Raw genomic sequence first — 20,257 nt, forward strand, 5'->3', positions numbered from 1 at the left:
AAGAACTGACATTCTATTAAACAAAGGGGTACGGAGCTTCGTCAGCCGAAGCTGATAATGACCGTTGGATCTCACCCATAAAAAAACCGCTGCTAGCCTAGAGGCCGACAGCGGTTTTTATTAGCTAACTAAGCTAATAAAATATTAGCTTAGTTAAGTTAAAAATTACTTCTTAGCTTCAGCAGCTTTACGTTCTTTAACTTGAGCAACAACTTTCTCAGCTACGCTAGCTGGACATTGGCTGTAGTGTGAGAACTCCATAGAGAACTGACCACGACCAGAAGTCATTGTACGTAAAGTACCGATATAACCGAACATTTCTGATAACGGTACGTCAGCTTTAACGCGAACACCTGTTACACCAGCAACTTGGTCTTTGATCATGCCGCGACGACGGTTTAAGTCACCGATCACGTCACCCACGTTGTCATCTGGGCTGAACACGTCAACTTTCATGATTGGCTCAAGAAGTTGTGGTTTAGCTTTAGCGATAGACTGACGGAAAGCGCCTTTAGCAGCGATTTCGAACGCGATTGCTGATGAGTCAACTGCGTGGAATGCACCGTCAGTTAATTCGAACTCAACGTCTAACACTGGGAAGCCAGCGATAGTACCTGTGTTCATCATGCTCGCGAAACCTTTCTCAACTGCTGGCCAGAATTCCTTCGGAACGCTACCACCAACTACTGAAGATTTGAACACGAAACCAGTGTTTGGCTCACCTGGGCGAATGATATATTCGATCTTACCGAATTGACCAGAACCACCAGATTGTTTCTTGTGAGTGTATTGATCTTCAACCATTTGAGTAATGGTTTCACGGTAAGCAACTTGTGGCTCACCTACGATCAATTCAACGCCATAAGTACGCTTCAGAATGTCTACTTTGATATCTAAGTGAAGCTCGCCCATACCTTTAAGGATGGTTTCACCTGAATCTTCGTCAGTTTCTACGCGGAATGATGGATCTTCAGCGATCATCTTACCGATAGCGATACCCATTTTCTCAGAACCGCCTTTATCTTTTGGCGCTACTGCGATAGAGATAACTGGCTCTGGGAACACCATAGCTTCTAACGTAACTGGGTGTTTAACATCACACAGAGTGTGACCAGTTTGAACGTTCTTCATACCCACGATAGCGATAATGTCGCCAGCTTGAGCTGATTCAATTTCGATACGGTCGTCAGCGTACATTTCGCACATACGGCCGATACGTTCAGTCTTGCCAGTCGCGCTGTTCAGGATGGTATCACCCTTCTTCAGACGGCCAGAGTAGATACGTACGAAAGTCAGGGCACCGAAACGGTCATCCATGATTTTGAACGCTAACGCTTTCAATGGCTCATCAGCAGAAACGATAGCGAATTCGCCAGTTTCGTTGCCTTCTTCGTCAGTCAGTGGTTGTGGATCAACTTCATCTGGTGCTGGTAAATAATCAACAACAGCATCGAGAACCAGTTGCATACCTTTGTTCTTGAACGCAGAACCACAGTATGTTGGGAAGAATGCAAGTTTACGAGTACCAGTACGGATACAACGCTTGATGTCTTCCATAGATGGCTCTTCGCCTTCCATGTACGCTTCCATCACTGCATCGTCTTGCTCAACAGCTGTTTCGATCAGCATTTCACGGTATTCTTCAACCATGTCAACCATGTCAGCAGGCACGTCTAATACTTCGAAGTTTTCTGGCAGACCAGAATCATCCCACACGTATGCTTTACGAGTTAACAGGTCAACAACACCGGTGAATTCATCTTCAACACCGATTGGTAAAACCATAACCAGTGGAGTTGCAGCTAATACGTCTTTAGTTTGCTTAACAACACGTAAGAAGTCAGCACCCATACGGTCTAACTTGTTTACGAAGATGATACGAGCAACTTCAGATTCGTTCGCATAGCGCCAGTTAGTTTCTGATTGAGGCTCAACACCGCCTGAACCACAGAATACACCGATACCGCCATCAAGCACTTTCAGAGAACGATAAACTTCAACTGTGAAGTCAACGTGTCCTGGGGTGTCGATAACGTTGAAACGGTGATCTTTCCAGAAGCAACTTACAGCAGCAGACTGAATAGTAATACCGCGCTCAGCTTCCTGTACCATGAAGTCAGTGGTAGATTCACCATCGTGAACTTCACCGATTTTATGGATTTTACCGGTTAGCTTAAGGATACGCTCGGTGGTCGTGGTTTTACCCGCGTCAACGTGAGCGAAGATACCAATGTTTCTGTATTTGGATAATTCGGTCATGATTCAACTTTAATGAGTAGTTTAAGAAGTAGACGGAGTATGCGACAAACACCGACACACCGCACATCAGATTATTTTAGGCGCATATTGTAAATTGGAACCCTTCTCGGCGCAAATGGCTAGACTACTTTTTCACGATAAAGTCGCGTAATAATTTAAGGAAATTGTCATAAATACTAACTAAAACAAATGAGTAAAACACTTTAGCTTATTTTTCGCCCAATCGATAAAAATCGTTAAATAAACCGCATTCTAATGGGATAAGGCGATTTTCAAGGGATTTCTAACATATCGTCAGTACAAACATCGAACATTAACCGACATGCATTACTGCTGGCGCAATAATGCTGATCCTTTCTTTAAAATAAAGATGACATCATTGATTCAACTGAGTGGAAGCCATTTGCTCAGATAACGGCAAATCACGCTTGCGGAAATGCTTATTTGTCGGTGCACATTTGATTACGCCCTTGCGCTTTAGCACGATAAAGCGCGCGATCGGCACGTTCAAAGCACAACATCATAGGTTCGTTATCGGCAAGCTTAGCGACGCCAAAACTGCAAGTTAACTGCACATTGTCAGTAAATTGATAATGTTTGATCCTCTCAGCTATCCGCACACACAAGCTTTCAACTAAGGGTAAAGATGAATGCTGACAGAGGATCACAAACTCTTCGCCGCCCCAACGTGCAACCACATCAGATTCACGCACACAGTGCTGTAGCACCTGCGACACTTGCTCAAGGATCCGATCACCGACGTTATGCCCTAGCGTGTCATTAATCTCTTTAAAGTAATCGATATCAATCATCACCAAGCACATGCCTGCTTTAGCAGATTTATCATGCTGCTCATTATTAATAAACAGGCGATTAAAGTAATGTCGGTTATACAACTTGGTCAGGGGATCATGGGTAGATAAAAACTCGAGTTCGGCATTTGAAGCCTCGAGCTGCTTTCGTAAGGTTTCGAGCTGCTGATTCTTATCGGTGAGTCTACGGTTATACTGGCTGATAAAGTAAGTTCTTGCCCCCAACATTAGCAATAACAAACACGTCGCGCAGATAACTTGATAAACAAGCGAATAGTTAGTCTCATCTATTACAGTCACATTATTCCACTTCTGATAAATCAAGATCCGCTCCTGCTCACTCACAGCATTTAAGGCCTTATTTATCACAGGTAACAAGGACTCTTGACCATAGGCAACCCCCATCCGCAACTCATCTTCTGGTCCGCCCCAACCAGCTATTTTCAAATGATTAAATCCAGTTTGTTGGATGTAGGAGTTAACCGAAAACATCGATCCCACAAACAGATCGGCACGTTTATCCAGCACCGACTGCAATCCTGCTGGCTCACTGGCCACAGTAAGCGTCTCAATTTGAGGATAATAATGCTGAATATATTCGGCTAAACGATAACCTTTTGGCACGGCTAAAGTACGCGCGCCAATATTCTCAAATCCTTGCAAGAAAGGCTGATCTTTAAGTGACACTAATACATTAGGAGAGCGGAAATAGACATCACTGAAGTGCAGATAAGTCTCTCGTATCAGGGTTTTATTCAGCATAGGGGTTAAATCACACTGCCCGCTTTGCAAAAAAGATAAGGTCTCGGTCCAAGAGGAAGTCGACACCAGCTGAAACTTAAGGGAGGAATGCGATTCGATATAATCAATATAATCTGATGAAATCCCCAGATGTTTACCCTCTCGGATTCCTTCATAGGGTAACCAGTCAGGATCAACACAATAACGGACTATCTGAGTTATGCTAACGCTAACGTCTTGGCTAGCAAGCTTAGCATTCGCCATCGCTAAACGGTCGGCATGAGCCAGTAATGGCGTACAAATCAATAGCGGCAATAACCTCAATAAGCCACGCAATTCCATTGATAGTTTCAACCTAAAAGCAGACGCTCGATGGGGAATGTAAAAAAAGTGTATACGTGAAAACCGCATAATACCAATTCCCATCATTACGAGTGTGTAGCGGTTATTTATCAATAGTCGGCTCAAAACGCTGAAATATGTGCCTGCGCGACGCAATAAGGGGTGTATAGACTGGAAAGAAAACCTCTTGAGTGAGGAAGCTTAGTATCACTTTTTTTCAGATTTCAGATTTGGGCTTTCAGCTTTAATGAGCCTAACAGGACGCAATGAATTGATAGTGATATCGAGGATGTACCTGTCTATAAAGATAAAGCAAACCCGCAATCGTTTTGGCAAAAGTGATATTGTCTAATATGCCGAAACGAAAAAAGCCTCTACATTGCTGTAGAGGCCTTCATCTTTATGTTGGCGGGTGAAATATCGCGCAGCGATAAGCCCATGAACGAGAGGCATGGATAATGGAATGGACCCATCCACTTTTAATCGGCCTCACAGTGGGCCACGATGTAGTCGCTAAAACTCATCAGAAAGAGGACGGGTCCACTTATGAAGATTACTACAATTGGTTTAGATATCGCAAAGTCTGTTTTTCATGCTGTTGGTGTCGATAAAGCAGGCAAGTTAATCAAAAAGAAAATGCTTAGACGCAAGGACTTACTTTCCTTTCTTGCTCAAATTGAGCCGTGTCTGATTGTGATGGAAGCCTGTGGTGGAGCAAATTACTGGGCCAGAGAATTTGAGCTGTTGGGCCATAACGTCAAGCTAATCGCACCTCAATTTGTGGTGCCTTTTCGGCAAGGTAATAAAAATGACTACAACGATGCGCTAGCCATCGCTGAAGCTGCGCAGCGACCCAACATGCGGTTTGTAAAACCCAAAAGCGTTGAGCAGCAAGATGTGCAACTGCTCCACCGCATGCGCGAACGATTAACTAAACAATCAACCGCCTTAATCAATCAAGTCAGAGGGATGTTAGCGGAATACGGCATTGTGATAACCAAAAGTAAATCGGCTTTTAAAGTACAGTTTCCAGATATTTTAGCGGATGAAACCAATGCGCTGACTACCAAAGGTCGGGCCATTTTTTATCAGTTATATGAAGAGTTTAGTGATATAGAAAAACGGCTTAAGGGTTGTGACGTTCAAGTGCTCACTGAAACTAAGAACAATGTGATTTGCCAGCGTTTAGAAACTATCCCAGGTATTGGTCCAGTCACCGCTACCGCCTTTTATGCCGCCGCAGGTGATGGTAAAGATTTCAGTAATGGTAGACACTTTTCAGCTTGGTGTGGCTTGGTTCCCAAGCAACACAGCAGTGGAGGTAAAGATAACCTCCTTGGAATAAGCAAGCGGGGAAATGCTTACTTACGTACCCTGTTCATCCACGGCGCCAGAGCTGTGTTACAGCACAGTTGTCATAAACAGGATAAATTTAGTTGCTGGGCAATCCAGTTAGCAGAACGCCGAGGTTTTAACCGAGCCTGTGTAGCCGTCGCCAATAAACTCGCGAGAATGGCATGGGTTATCGCGGCGCATGACGAAGAATATCGACTTCCAGTATAGTGCTGAATAGATTCAATAAACGTTAATAATTAACCAACCAGCAAGTTGCTAAGACACTTGAATTGATGATGAGACAGTCAGACTGATCTACTGAAAACCTTAGCTCGGTATAGGCTCATAATGAAGCCGCAAGGATGATAAGGACAGTAGAAGCAGATATCCATCAGGGCCAGAGGCATACCTCAATAACAGGCCGAATATATGGGTGCAATGAACTCTTCTCAAAATCGCTATCGAATGTCTTGCAAACCGGATGGGTCCATATATGCCGAGCTGGGCTGTTAAGCAGGGATGCTGCTGGACGGGACGGCCGCGACGATTGAAATAGATAAATTCCAGATACGAAAGCCCTAACATTGCTGCTATACCAATTACATTAATTAACTGGTCAGCGTTGCCCACTGTCTAGTACACAATTCTATCACTCTTATTTTCTTCTCAATGAAGGTATTCCATGCGGCTAGAACACTGCTCGACAATGTCGTCATAGCCACTAAAACAACGATTGGCTAACACATTCTGACGCAGCCATTGCTATACCTGCTCTATTGGATTCAACTCCGGTGAATAAGGAGGCAACTTGAGGAGGGTGAGATTATCAAAGTCATCGGTCAAATCCTGTTGATGCCAGCCTGCTCCGCCCATAATAACCAGCACGTGGCGTCCGAATGGTGTTGCGGTTGAGATCAGCTTTAAATGTTCGTACATATATTCGCGATTGGCATGTGGGGCAATAATGGCTTGTGTCGCGCCGGTTGTTGGGCACACAGCGCCATATAAATAAGCAGATTAAATTGTTGCTGCCTGACAGCCCTTGGACGAGTGCCTTTCTTAGCCCAAATACAGGTGGTTGTATTCTGTTGGCCAAATCGGGCTTAATCTTGAAACCAAACGTCAATGCGATCGAGCGCAACATGCCCAGGCGTGTTAAGGATCGTTGCCATCCGGAAGTTTTTTAAAAGCCTCTTGTGCCGCTTCGGATTGTTTGGGGTGGCGAGAGCGAGTGGTCATCCATGAAAAGCCGAGTTGATGTAGCAAACGATAGATATTCGCTTGCTTGAACGTCACGCCAAATTCAGTCTGGATATAATGGCCGACGTCCTTGGCCATCAACCTGCCACCCTATTCTGGTAAGCTTTGGTGCTGTACGAACATTTTGAGCTTAGCTTGTTGTGCGGTGGACAATATCGAAGGACGGCCCGGATTAGGCGTATCGTCTAGACCACTTAAACCTTGAGCTAAATAGGTGGATATCCATCGATTCACACTGGTTCTACTGACCCTGAGCATGCTTGTGATAGCGGTACGAGAATGACCTTCGCTGAAATTAAGTAAGGCAAGATAGCGCATACGTTTGCGTGCGCTTTTCTCTGATTTCACTAAGGCTGCAATGTTGGGATTATTCATATTTCGTATGATTAAAAAGTGACAACTAATTAGATCACATAATTAATATATATGATATAAATTGAGGACAAACTAGGCTGAAATTGACAAATTGCAGACGCAAAAAAGCCAGCTTATTCAGCTGGCTTCGTTACATCTCAATGAGATAATTAGGCGCTTGGCGATGACCTACTCTCACATGGGGAGACCCCACACTACCATCGGCGCGTTTGCGTTTCACTTCTGAGTTCGGGATGGGATCAGGTGGTTCCACAAGGCTATTGTCACCAAGCAAATTCTGTTTATTACCGTGTCCATCTCTGGACCACGTTAATAATAATTCGGAAAGCTGATTTGCTTTGTTTGAGTTCGCACTTCATCAAGTGTCGATATTCTGTCTAAGGCTTTCAGTAAAACCCATCTGGGTTGTATGGTTAAGCCTCTCGAGTCATTAGTACATGTTAGCTCAACGCCTCACAACGCTTACACACCATGCCTATCAACGTCCTAGTCTCGAACGGCTCTTTAGAGGAATTAAATTCCTAGGGATGACTCATCTTAGGGCTCGCTTCCCGCTTAGATGCTTTCAGCGGTTATCGATTCCGAACGTAGCTACCGGGCAATGCCATTGGCATGACAACCCGAACACCAGCGGTTCGTCCACTCCGGTCCTCTCGTACTAGGAGCAGCTCCCTTCAATCATCCAACGCCCACGGCAGATAGGGACCGAACTGTCTCACGACGTTCTGAACCCAGCTCGCGTACCACTTTAAATGGCGAACAGCCATACCCTTGGGACCGACTTCAGCCCCAGGATGTGATGAGCCGACATCGAGGTGCCAAACACCGCCGTCGATATGAACTCTTGGGCGGTATCAGCCTGTTATCCCCGGAGTACCTTTTATCCGTTGAGCGATGGCCCTTCCATTCAGAACCACCGGATCACTATGACCTACTTTCGTACCTGCTCGACGTGTATGTCTCGCAGTTAAGCTGGCTTATGCCATTGCACTAACCGTACGATGTCCGACCGTACTTAGCCAACCTTCGTGCTCCTCCGTTACTCTTTGGGAGGAGACCGCCCCAGTCAAACTACCCACCAGGCACTGTCCCTAATCCCGATAAGGGACCTAGGTTAGAACATCAAAACTACAAGGGTGGTATTTCAAGGACGACTCCATCATGACTAGCGTCACAACTTCAAAGTCTCCCACCTATCCTACACATGTAGGTTCAATGTTCAGTGCCAAGCTATAGTAAAGGTTCACGGGGTCTTTCCGTCTAGCCGCGGGTATACGGCATCTTCACCGCAATTTCAACTTCACTGAGTCTCGGCTGGAGACAGCGTGGCCATCATTACGCCATTCGTGCAGGTCGGAACTTACCCGACAAGGAATTTCGCTACCTTAGGACCGTTATAGTTACGGCCGCCGTTTACCGGGGCTTCGATCATGAGCTTCTCTTGCGATAACCCAATCAATTAACCTTCCGGCACCGGGCAGGCGTCACACCGTATACTTCCTCTTGCGAGTTTGCACAGTGCTGTGTTTTTGATAAACAGTTGCAGCCACCTGGTATCTGCGACTCCCGTCAGCTTAGAGAGCAAGTCTCATCACCAACAGGAGCGTACCTTCTCCCGAAGTTACGGTACCATTTTGCCTAGTTCCTTCAGCCGAGTTCTCTCAAGCGCCTTGGTATTCTCTACCCGACCACCTGTGTCGGTTTGGGGTACGATTCCCACTAACCTGAAGCTTAGAAGATTTTCCTGGAAGCATGGCATCAACTACTTCAGTCCCTTAGGACCTCGTCATCAGCTCTCAGTCTGCACACTAAAGTGCGATTCCCCGGATTTGCCTAAGAAATCAACCTACCACCTTAAACGCGGACTACCAACGCCGCGCTAGCCTAGCCTTCTCCGTCTCTCCATCGCAGTTAGCGGAAGTACAGAAATATTAATCTGTTTCCCATCGATTACGCCTTTCGGCCTCACCTTAGGGGTCGACTCACCCTGCCCCGATTAACGTTGGACAGGAACCCTTGGTCTTTCGGCGAGGGGGTTTTTCACCCCCTTTATCGTTACTCATGTCAGCATTCGCACTTCTGATACCTCCAGCGTGGGTTACCCCTTCACCTTCAACGGCTTACAGAACGCTCCTCTACCGCGCATCTCTAATGAAATGCACCCGTAGCTTCGGTGACTAGCTTAGCCCCGTTACATCTTCCGCGCAGGCCGACTCGACTAGTGAGCTATTACGCTTTCTTTAAATGATGGCTGCTTCTAAGCCAACATCCTAGCTGTCTAAGCCTTCCCACATCGTTTCCCACTTAGCTAGTACTTTGGGACCTTAGCTGACGGTCTGGGTTGTTTCCCTTTTGACGACGGACGTTAGCACCCGCCGTCTGTCTCCCGAGTAGTACTCATTGGTATTCGGAGTTTGCAAAGGGTTGGTAAGTCGGGATGACCCCCTAGCCTTAACAGTGCTCTACCCCCAATGGTATTCGCTCGAGGCGCTACCTAAATAGCTTTCGAGGAGAACCAGATATCTCCCGGTTTGATTGGCCTTTCACCCCCAGCCACAAGTCATCCGCTAATTTTTCAACATTAGTCGGTTCGGTCCTCCAGTTGATGTTACTCAACCTTCAACCTGCCCATGGCTAGATCACCGGGTTTCGGGTCTACACCTTGCAACTAAACGCGCAGTTAACACTCGGTTTCCCTACGGCTCCGCTATTCGCTTAACCTCGCTACAAAATGTAAGTCGCTGACCCATTATACAAAAGGTACGCAGTCACGGTCTCAAGAACCGCTCCCACTGCTTGTACGTATACGGTTTCAGGTTCTATTTCACTCCCCTCACAGGGGTTCTTTTCGCCTTTCCCTCACGGTACTGGTTCACTATCGGTCAGTCAGGAGTATTTAGCCTTGGAGGATGGTCCCCCCATATTCAAACAGGATGTCACGTGTCCCGCCTTACTCGTTTTCATCAATGGTTAGTTTTCATGTACGGGGCTATCACCCTGTGCCGCTGTGCTTTCCAACACATTCCACTAACACCCCACTGACTTAAGGGCTAATCCCCGTTCGCTCGCCGCTACTAGGGGAATCTCGGTTGATTTCTTTTCCTCCGGGTACTTAGATGTTTCAGTTCCCCGGGTTCGCCTCGCAACACTATGTATTCATGTTGCGATAACAGCTTATGCTGCTGGGTTCCCCCATTCGGACATCGTTAGCTCAAATGCTTGTTACTAGCTCGCCAACGCTTTTCGCAAGTTACTACGTCCTTCATCGCCTCTGACTGCCAAGGCATCCACCGTATACGCTTAGTCGCTTAACCATACAACCCAAATGAGTTTCACTCACCTGAGTCGCATTGCGACCAGCTTGGTTTTACTTGTCTCACTTCTGACCAAAGAAGTGGACGCGCCTTAGACGTAAACTATTCAACTAAGAATAATTTACTTTTTGAATATTCAAGACACTTAATAAAGTGTTTGAGAACTCATGATGCAAACGTTTCCACGTTTACATCGGTTTGTAAGTAACATGACGACAGACATCATCACGTTACATACTATCAGCTTTCCAAATTGTTAAAGAACAATGCGTACCGGCTAGCGGCGCATTCAGCTCTGACTTCTCCTAAGAGAAGATAAACAAGCAATCTGTGTGAACACTCAAAAGGTACACGGATGTACCGAATGTCGAAAATGCAGGAGCATTTTTCGACCAAGAATTAAGTTAGTCGTATAGGTAAGGAGGTGATCCAGCCCCAGGTTCCCCTAGGGCTACCTTGTTACGACTTCACCCCAGTCATGAACCACAAAGTGGTGAGCGCCCCCCCGAAGGTTAAGCTACCCACTTCTTTTGCAGCCCACTCCCATGGTGTGACGGGCGGTGTGTACAAGGCCCGGGAACGTATTCACCGTGGCATTCTGATCCACGATTACTAGCGATTCCGACTTCATGGAGTCGAGTTGCAGACTCCAATCCGGACTACGACGAGCTTTGTGAGATTAGCTCCACCTCGCGGCTTTGCAACCCTCTGTACTCGCCATTGTAGCACGTGTGTAGCCCTACTCGTAAGGGCCATGATGACTTGACGTCGTCCCCACCTTCCTCCGGTTTATCACCGGCAGTCTCCCTAGAGTTCCCACCATTACGTGCTGGCAAATAAGGATAGGGGTTGCGCTCGTTGCGGGACTTAACCCAACATTTCACAACACGAGCTGACGACAGCCATGCAGCACCTGTCTCACAGTTCCCGAAGGCACACCTGTATCTCTACTGGCTTCTGTGGATGTCAAGAGTAGGTAAGGTTCTTCGCGTTGCATCGAATTAAACCACATGCTCCACCGCTTGTGCGGGCCCCCGTCAATTCATTTGAGTTTTAACCTTGCGGCCGTACTCCCCAGGCGGTCTACTTAATGCGTTAGCTTGAGAGCCCAGTGTTCAAGACACCAAACTCCGAGTAGACATCGTTTACGGCGTGGACTACCAGGGTATCTAATCCTGTTTGCTCCCCACGCTTTCGTGCCTGAGCGTCAGTCTTTGTCCAGGGGGCCGCCTTCGCCACCGGTATTCCTCCAGATCTCTACGCATTTCACCGCTACACCTGGAATTCTACCCCCCTCTACAAGACTCTAGTTCGCCAGTTCGAAATGCAATTCCCAGGTTGAGCCCGGGGCTTTCACATCTCGCTTAACAAACCGCCTGCGCACGCTTTACGCCCAGTAATTCCGATTAACGCTCGGACCCTCCGTATTACCGCGGCTGCTGGCACGGAGTTAGCCGGTCCTTCTTCTGTAGGTAACGTCACAGTAATAGCGTATTAAACTATTACCTTTCCTCCCTACTGAAAGTGCTTTACAACCCGAAGGCCTTCTTCACACACGCGGCATGGCTGCATCAGGGTTTCCCCCATTGTGCAATATTCCCCACTGCTGCCTCCCGTAGGAGTCTGGGCCGTGTCTCAGTCCCAGTGTGGCTGATCATCCTCTCAGAACAGCTAGGGATCGTCGCCTTGGTGAGCCATTACCTCACCAACTAGCTAATCCCACCTAGGTTCATCCAATCGCCGAAGGCCCGAAGGTCCCCTCCTTTCCCCCGTAGGGCGTATGCGGTATTAGCAGTCGTTTCCAACTGTTATCCCCCTCGACTGGGCAGATCCCTAGGCATTACTCACCCGTCCGCCGCTCGCCGGCAAAGATAGTAAACTATCTTCCCGCTGCCGCTCGACTTGCATGTGTTAGGCCTGCCGCCAGCGTTCAATCTGAGCCATGATCAAACTCTTCAATTAAAGTTTTTTGCTTCCGTCTTACGACTTCAGCGGCTCAATGAATTCTGATTTTTTGTTTCTCGCACTCCTTATAAAAGAAGGGCTGAAACAAACTGTACATATTGCTATGAACACTCATTGTTACATTGATTTAAATTTTTGACTGCCAACCCGAAGGTTAAGCAGTTTCGATTAACTCAACACCTGTGAGTGTCCACACAGATTTCTTGTTTTATCTTGTTAAAGAGCAACTCAATATTCGTAAGAGAACTTGAGTACCACACTGAGCGCCGAACGCTTCCAGCTGGCTAGGGCTGCGTATTCTACGCATTTCCCGTTTCGCGTCAAGGAGTTTTTTTCAACTTCTTGCTGCGATTGAATTAAGTGCCATTCTCAACAGAGAGTAAGCCATTCAATTCAAGCTAACTCGTCAGCTTGCTTTCGCTGTCTGCCGTGTCAGTGGATGCGCATTATAGGGAGATTGAGAAAGTGTGCAACCCCTATTTTAAGGAAATTTGCAGTTAATTCATATTCTTCAAGCTAGCCACAAGATACTCACCACTTACCCCCAAACTTATCCACACCCGGCTCAATTTTGAGTCAGTTTCAGCTTAATATGAGGTTGGATTAGCCTGTATTACTAAGGATAAGGCATGGGGTTTTCGTTGATTATCGAGGTCAAAGCTAGGTTCTTGGTGCTGCCTGTTCAGTTTTAATAGGCAAACGGCTGATTAAAGAGACTCTTTGCCGAATTAATTAGAGATACTGGTCTTACACAAAGCTGATACTGGTAACTTGTATATTATCAACTTAGCTCTTGGCTCTAAGTTGGTTCATTAAAACCGTCATATATTAAGAGTGGTAACCTTCTTTCATATAGTAGCTAGTAGCGCCAAATAACAATGCTAAAAAAATACCCGCCAGTAGCGGGTATTTTCTCATTCAGCTATTGCGTTAAACGCTGAGCTTATTCTTCAACTGGCGAGACCACGAAGAGTAAGTCACCTTGAGACACTTGCTGACCATTGCTGTTCAGGATGCGCTCGATGCGATACTTCTTATCCTCAGGGTACAGAATTGCACTCTGACGGTTAAAGCCGGCTAAGGTCACTTGCGAGAACATCTTCATCGCTTCTGTGAGTGCTAGCGTTTGATCGACTGTGACTATGTCACCTTCTTTCACGAAATCCGCTTCACCTGGCGCAGAAGAGGTATAGAAGATACCTGCGCCTTGGGCTAACACTTTCAGTTCGTTACTTTCACCAACACGCAGTGACTCAGTGTCCACTTCCACAGTTTCAGCAGCGGCTTCCATTTCAGCGATCAACGCAGGAATATCCAGCTCAGCCATTAAACGTGGCAGATAGTTAGTATCGTAAACACCTTCGTTGAAGGTACCGTCTTTGAGGATCAGCTTGAGTAACGGAATGTTAGTCGCGATGCCTTTCAGCACTACGCTGTCTAAGTATTCGTACAGTTTGGCAATCACATCTTCACGGTTTTCACCGCGCATGATGATTTGCGCAATCAAGCTATCGTAGTATGGCGATACTTCTTTACCTGGCGCAGCAATCGAAATGATTTCCACATCTGGATGTTCTGGGAACACACATTCAGTGATCTTGCCTGGATTTGGGATCAACTGCAGTATGCCATGGCTATCGAGCGCCGCTTTCTCAGCCGTCACACGTACTTCCATCGCATAACCAATTTCTTTCGGCTCTAACGCTTCAATTGAACGGCCAGCGGCAATATCAAACTGCGCGCTAACGATATCAATACCTGAAGTGGCTTCCGTTACTGGATGCTCAACCTGCAGACGCGTGTTCATTTCCATGAAGTAGACTTCGTTCGCATCTAAGTTATAGATGAACTCAACGGTACCAGCGCCCATGTAATCGGTCGCGTCACCTAAAGCACGGGTATAAGCCAGTACTTGTTTCTTCAGCTCATCTGGCAACATAGTTGAACCAGACTCTTCGACTACTTTTTGGTTGTTACGTTGAACCGAACAGTCACGCAAACCTAATACTTTGGCGTTGCCGAACTTGTCACGCAGTAACTGCACTTCGATGTGACGCAGCGATGTCACATATTTCTCTAGGTACAAGTCACCATTACCAAAGGCTGCAGCCGCTTCAGTCGCAGTTTTTTGGAATAGACCAATCATGTCTTCAGGGCGTTTCACTACCTGAATACCTTTACCGCCACCACCTTGTACCGCTTTAAGCAGTACTGGATAGCCGATTTCGCTCGCCACGTTTATGGCTTGCTCAGCATTGGTCAGAATGCCATGAGAACCAGGCACTACAGGTACATTTTGCGCTTGTGATGTCTTAATGGCATTCGACTTGTTACCCATAGTCGTCATTGAATGCACGCTAGGGCCAACAAAGTTAACACCGTTATTCACACATAAGGCAGCAAACTGCGGGCTTTCAGATAAGAAACCGATACCTGGGTGCAATGCATCCACTTGCTCATACTCGGCTACTTTCAGCACTGAGTAAGCGTTCAAGTAACTTTCGTCCGAGGTATTACCCCCTAAACAAACTAACTTGTCGGTGTCTTTCAACATGTCGGCTGGTACTGAAGTCATATCAGGATCAGACGCCACTAATACCACATTGATATTATTGTCGTGAGCCTTACGGATCAGTTTCACCGCAGTACAGCCACGGGCATGTACCAATACTTTGTTAATTGGCTTCATTAACTTACGTGGATCGTTCTGTACGATCACATCTTCTTCAACAGCAGCTTCAACCACTAAGGTCGATAGTGCATTGATGATCACGTCGTTAATTTTTGCCGAAGGCATTGGCATCAGAGGATCGATACCCGCTAACTGAGTGTCTAAATTGTCGCTGAATGGGTTATGGACTAAGCCCGCCATTGCGCCAGGTACTTTTGACAAGTAGTTAGACAGCGTTGCCGTTGATGGTAAGTAAGCTGGCACCACCATTTGACCCGCGAACGGCATGTTAGTACCAGACAGGTAGTAAGTTTGCACTAATGGGTGAGTCACAAAACTCGCCTGCGCACCACCGGTACAGTCACCAAAACCAAACATCAATACTGGCAATTCGTTATCACGAACAAAGCGCGTGATACGGTCGTTCACCACAGCCATAGAGAATAGCGCCGCGGCACCTTCTTTAGTCTGCATACCGCCAGAACTGATAAAGCACACGACAGGTAATTTACGCTTAGCACACTCGATCAACAGCGCTGAGAATTTCTCGGCACTGGCCATATCGAATGCACCGGCTTGGAATGCCGTGTTAGACACAGCCACACCCACACGCACTTTTTGACCTTTCTCTTTGAAGTCAGCAATACCTGTGATCAAACCACATGGGCGAATGCCTTTATCTAACGCGTCTTCAATCGATAAACGGAAGCCAGGGAAGTTGAGCAAGTTAGCCGACATTTTGTCGCCATTGATCTCTTCGAAATGGGTAAAGAACTGCTTAACCACATTTTCCCAAGTCATGTTGCCTTTACGTTTTTCGTCACGCAGCACTTTTTGGATCAATAGATCCTGATAACCCATGGTCAAGCGGTTCCAGAAGTCCTTACGACGACCGATACGCACAGGGTTGATCGCGCCAGTGTACTTACTGGTATCGCTTTCGCTATCGAAATACTCAGGCAGTAAACGTTCGAAGAAGTAAGTCAGTACCACGAATAGACTGTCGTTAAGCTGCGGGAAACCCACACTCTTCCACTGTTCTACGCGGACTAATAAATCTGCACGGTTCGATTGACCCATGAAGTATTTAAGCCACTTGTAGAACTTAGCTTTGTCGTTCGAGGTATCTTGTGTCGACATTGCATGGTCAATTGACTTGTGCAGCAGGTTGTTCACTGAATTACGTGACAAACTCTTCGACATCATGGCTTCTTTCGCGATTGACGCTAAGCTGCCGACAACGTTGTCGTACAAGGCATTGAAGATCAGAATGTTATGGCATTGCCAAATAAAGTCTTCACGCAGCTCTTCATTCACAACCACATCGAGTACGGTCAGCTGATTCAGCTCAGGCCATTTAGCTTGAGTCACAGACTTTGGCAAACTTTCTAAGTGCTGAATAAGCCCTTTAAAGTTGTTAGCCGCATTGCTCTTCCAGCGGTGATACAAAGACCAGCTGATGTTAAATAACAGCGCCTTACGTGCTTTCTTATAGTTCTCTTTTGGTTCACCCAAAATCAAACGTGTCAGCATGTTACGCTCGGTTGACACTTCATCACGCTTAGCGACAAAGGTGGTCCACAATTTGTTCAATTCTTCGTCATAAACCAGTTTATCTGGGTTAGATAACCAAGCTTGGAACACACGGTCTTGTTCTTGTTGGATACGCGCCAACAGATCACCTTCTGGCACGCTAGCACGTGACAGACGACCATATTGTTCTTGAGAAATCGAATGGATACGGCTACGCAGCGTTAAATAACGCAGATAACGATAGGCGCTACCGAACAGGTTGTGGTGACTGGTCGGGCTCGTTGCCACAGCCAATTCTGCGTTCAGTTCCAAAGCCATCAAGTTTTTAGATGGATTAAGGAAACGGGTTAAGCTGCGATCATAATGTTCACGTAAATCTTTAGATTCACGCACAAAATTCATCGCTGCACGCTCAACCGCTTCTACGCTGCTAATAATAGCGCGGCGCAGATTATGCTGACGCTCATCACGGTCGCCCGGTGAAAAGTCGATAATACCGTCGATACAACCTGAGGTATAAAGCTCTTCTGGTGATACCCCCACAGATTTCGCACATTCTTGCCAAGATAAGTTGTACTTACGGGCAATACTTTGCAGACCTTGTGGCTGGATCGTGTTGAAAATACCGTCACGCAACGACAACAGAATGTTCGCCGCCGCTAATGGAATCGCACCGCCAGAATAACCGGCACCGATCACAATACCGACTGTCGGTACGTCAACGTTGGCGCTTTCTGCGATAGCTTTAGAAATTGAATGCGCTTGGTTTTGGCTGTTAGCGATTTCGCCAGCATCCGCCCCAGGAGTATCAATTAAATAGATAATTGGCATAGACAATTCGGCAAAGTGACGAATTGCTTTACAGGCGGCGTAATGATGCTCAGGCATCCAAGCACCGTTTGCGGTAGTGCGTTCTTGGGCGATAAAGCCAATACGACGAGTGCGTGAACCGAAGTTCAGCTCGACCTCAGCACTGTAAAAAGAGCCCAAGTGAGTTTCAGTAATCAAGCGACCTTTAAGATCGGCAATGATACGTTTTGCACCAGGACGACCTTTATCTTGGGTCGGCTGGATCACTTTAGTAACGTAACCGTCGACATCTAACGATGCCAAGTCTTTCAAGTTTGCCTGAATGGCATCCTCATTTAAAAGACCTTTAATTTCTTCCGATAAACTCTGTTTGCTGTGCTTAGGAAACAGAGAAAAATCCTTTGCCAAATGCTCGGCTTGTAAAAAAAGCGGATCGGGCGTTTGGGCTTGAGTCATGTGTGTGGGCTGATTATTGCTGGTCATCAAAAGATCCTCTGCTTAGCCTCTGAAAATTTTTAGCCAATAAATATAACTTTGTTATCCCGTCAAATGCCATTAAACTGCATAAGACGCTATGTTCCAAATATGAGACAGTGGGAAAAACATGCCAGATTTAAACGGTATGATGCTATTTGCAGCCGTAGTTAGAGCTAAGGGATTCTCCCAAGCTGCACGTGAAACCGGCCACCCAAAATCCACCATAAGTCGCAAAATCGCGCAGCTTGAAGAACAACTTGGCGTGCGATTATTACAGCGCGACACCCGTAACTTGAGTCTGACCCAAGTCGGGGCACTCTTTTACCAACACTGTGATTCCATTCGCAATGAGGTGGAAGCGGCCAAGGCTGTTATCGAGAATACTCACGATGATGTGTCAGGATCATTACGGATTGCGATCCCGGTGTCATTTAGCCAAGAACTAATCGCTAACCTCTGTAGCGGATTTATGCGTTTATATCCCAATGTTGAATTGGATGTCCAGTTTACCGACAACGATATTGGTTTGGTCGGCGAAGGATATGATATAGCCATCAAATATGGCCCACTTCAATCATCGGACTTAGTCGCACGATTACTGTTTGAACGCCAACCGATTTTAGTCGCGAGCCCAGGTTACTTAAAACTCAAAGGCACGCCCGCAACGCCAAAAGAACTCAGCCTGCACAGTGGCATTTTATTGGGGACTTCCCGCTCGGCGCCGATTTGGCCACTGGGTAAAGGTTCGCGTAAAACCATGGCAAACTTCCAGCGTAAAGTGCGGGTCAACAGCCCTATCATGGTAAAACAGTTAGCCATGGATGATTTTGGCATCGCCATGTTATCCAATTCGGCCTGTAAGACCGAACTCGCCAATGGACAGCTAGTACCGATTTTACAGGAATGGCCGATTGAACCCTTTAAGGTTTACGGGGTTTATTCGAGTCGACGTCAACTGGCCACCAACATCAGCGTCTTCTTAGACTTCTTCGTAAAGCGCTTCAGCAGCCAAGAAAGCCTGCAATCCCTCATGGGTTAGAGTTTCCCGTCGCATCAAGGAAACCTGTTTCAAAAAAAACTAATAAAAAAGCCTAGATCTGAGTCTAGGCTTTTAGTATCACGATTCATGTCAGCCAAGTAGGCAGCTTCATACGCAATTCTCGCAAGGTTTAGATACGCGATGCTTACGCAACCTAGCATGACCTAAGGAATAACGTGTTCCAGTTTTAAGACTTCCTTCGTGATAGCTTGGCGCAATGGCAAACCTGCGGCGTCGGGAATATCCATGTTCATTGCAAAAAACCACGCATTATCATCGAGTTCAACCCAACCCACCCACCAGCCAATACTTGGCTCAGCTCTGACCGCATAGCCGGTTTTTGCGCGGATAATATAGTCAGAATTCGCCTCGGTGAGCATGGCCAGCTTAACGATTCGTTGACTGCGCTCTGAAGCGTGTATTTTGTTGTGATAAAGTCGGCGCAGGAAATCGATTTGCTCAGTGGCAGAAATCCGAATACCGCCATCGAGCCAAAAGCTATCTAAGTTACCCGAGATATCCTCATTGCCATAATCGAAGGAGGCGATCATCTTCGACATTCGCGCCTCACCAATTTGGCGGGCAAACTCTTGATAGACTGGCACCACCGAATACTTCATCCCGGTAATCAAGTTGTGGTCACGATTCCAAGTGGCAATATCACGGCTTTTACCATCCCACTTAAACACTTGATGTTCATCCTTCACCACACCGAGATCTAGCGCAATCAAACTGTTAGGGATTTTAAAGGTCGATGCAGGTAAAAAACCTTGATTGGCACGTTTAAGATTGTTGGTATATCCCTGTTGCTTGTTTTCGTTCCATAGTGCTACCACGCCCGAGGCTTGTTGGGACTTAGTTTTTTGCAGTTTAGCTTGTTGCGGTTCAGCTTGATGCTGAGTAAAAATGGCATCCCAACTGCGGGTTTCTTGCCACTCCTTCTTCACCGCTGTTGAGGCAAAAGTCGGGGCGGCAATGATTGACGACGCTAACAGTGAGGACATCACCAACACAGTCGATATGGCGAACGAACGCATAAAGTCTCCTTGTAGAAACAAAAAATCCAAAGAACTAAAAAGTGATTAAGGCTATCACTTAGCGTTTTTGCATGCCCTAGCAAACTGCTGACAAATTGTGGCAAAAAAGAGGCAAGTAAGTTCTGCCATAGAAGGACTGATGTCAGCTCAGCGCCTTTGAAAGAGAAGATGATGAGATAGAAGATATTGGCATAAGATGACGAAGATCACTGAGCATAACTTTATTACCCTCAGCTTGTAGTGCATACTTTTTGGCATAAGAGCCTTCCAGTGGACGAGATGAACAT

General features: G+C 46.5%; 6 protein-coding genes, 3 rRNA genes and 1 pseudogene. 2 read left to right on the top strand and 8 right to left on the bottom strand.

Going from position 1 to position 20,257, the window contains the following annotated elements; all coding sequences use genetic code 11:
- Nucleotides 1–165 precede the first annotated feature (165 nt).
- Both fusA and DYH48_RS17195 read right to left on the bottom strand, forming a co-directional pair.
- Nucleotides 166–2,259, bottom strand: coding sequence for an elongation factor G (gene fusA, locus DYH48_RS17190; protein ID WP_006086012.1), 2,094 nt, complete (start codon nt 2,257–2,259; stop codon nt 166–168).
- Nucleotides 2,260–2,699: 440 nt separating this feature from the next.
- Complete coding sequence (locus DYH48_RS17195; protein ID WP_172481206.1) at nt 2,700–4,154, bottom strand: diguanylate cyclase; 1,455 nt, start codon at nt 4,152–4,154, stop codon at nt 2,700–2,702.
- Nucleotides 4,155–4,700: 546 nt separating this feature from the next.
- Between DYH48_RS17195 and DYH48_RS17200 the strand changes: the two genes are divergently transcribed.
- Nucleotides 4,701–5,717, top strand: coding sequence for an IS110-like element ISSba19 family transposase (locus tag DYH48_RS17200; protein ID WP_115333859.1), 1,017 nt, complete (start codon nt 4,701–4,703; stop codon nt 5,715–5,717).
- Nucleotides 5,718–6,097: 380 nt separating this feature from the next.
- Here the strand turns inward: DYH48_RS17200 and DYH48_RS17205 are convergent.
- The 5 genes and pseudogenes from DYH48_RS17205 to DYH48_RS17225 form a co-directional block, all read right to left on the bottom strand.
- Nucleotides 6,098–7,124: pseudogene (locus tag DYH48_RS17205) on the bottom strand (IS630 family transposase).
- A 155-nt stretch (nt 7,125–7,279) separates the two neighbouring features.
- Nucleotides 7,280–7,395: ribosomal RNA gene (rrf, locus tag DYH48_RS17210) — 5S ribosomal RNA — on the bottom strand.
- A 138-nt stretch (nt 7,396–7,533) separates the two neighbouring features.
- Nucleotides 7,534–10,438, bottom strand: a 23S ribosomal RNA gene (locus DYH48_RS17215).
- A gap of 417 nt (nt 10,439–10,855) precedes the next feature.
- A 16S ribosomal RNA gene (locus tag DYH48_RS17220) occupies nt 10,856–12,400 on the bottom strand.
- Together the 16S, 23S and 5S rRNA genes form the textbook arrangement of a ribosomal RNA operon.
- A gap of 946 nt (nt 12,401–13,346) precedes the next feature.
- Nucleotides 13,347–17,900: an ATP-binding protein gene (locus tag DYH48_RS17225; protein ID WP_115335445.1), complete on the bottom strand. Its 4,554-nt coding sequence runs from the start codon at nt 17,898–17,900 to the stop codon at nt 13,347–13,349.
- A 121-nt stretch (nt 17,901–18,021) separates the two neighbouring features.
- On the opposite strand from DYH48_RS17225, the gene DYH48_RS17230 reads away from it, so the two are divergent.
- Nucleotides 18,022–18,933, top strand: a complete 912-nt coding sequence (locus DYH48_RS17230) for a LysR family transcriptional regulator (RefSeq protein ID WP_006082994.1) — start codon at nt 18,022–18,024, stop codon at nt 18,931–18,933.
- Between the two features lie 164 nt (nt 18,934–19,097).
- Here the strand turns inward: DYH48_RS17230 and blaOXA are convergent, their stop codons facing one another.
- Nucleotides 19,098–19,970: an OXA-548 family class D beta-lactamase gene (blaOXA, locus tag DYH48_RS17235; protein ID WP_115335446.1), complete on the bottom strand. Its 873-nt coding sequence runs from the start codon at nt 19,968–19,970 to the stop codon at nt 19,098–19,100.
- Between the last annotated feature and the right edge of the window lie 287 nt (nt 19,971–20,257).

The organism is Shewanella baltica, assembly GCF_900456975.1.
Taxonomy (GTDB): domain Bacteria; phylum Pseudomonadota; class Gammaproteobacteria; order Enterobacterales; family Shewanellaceae; genus Shewanella; species Shewanella baltica.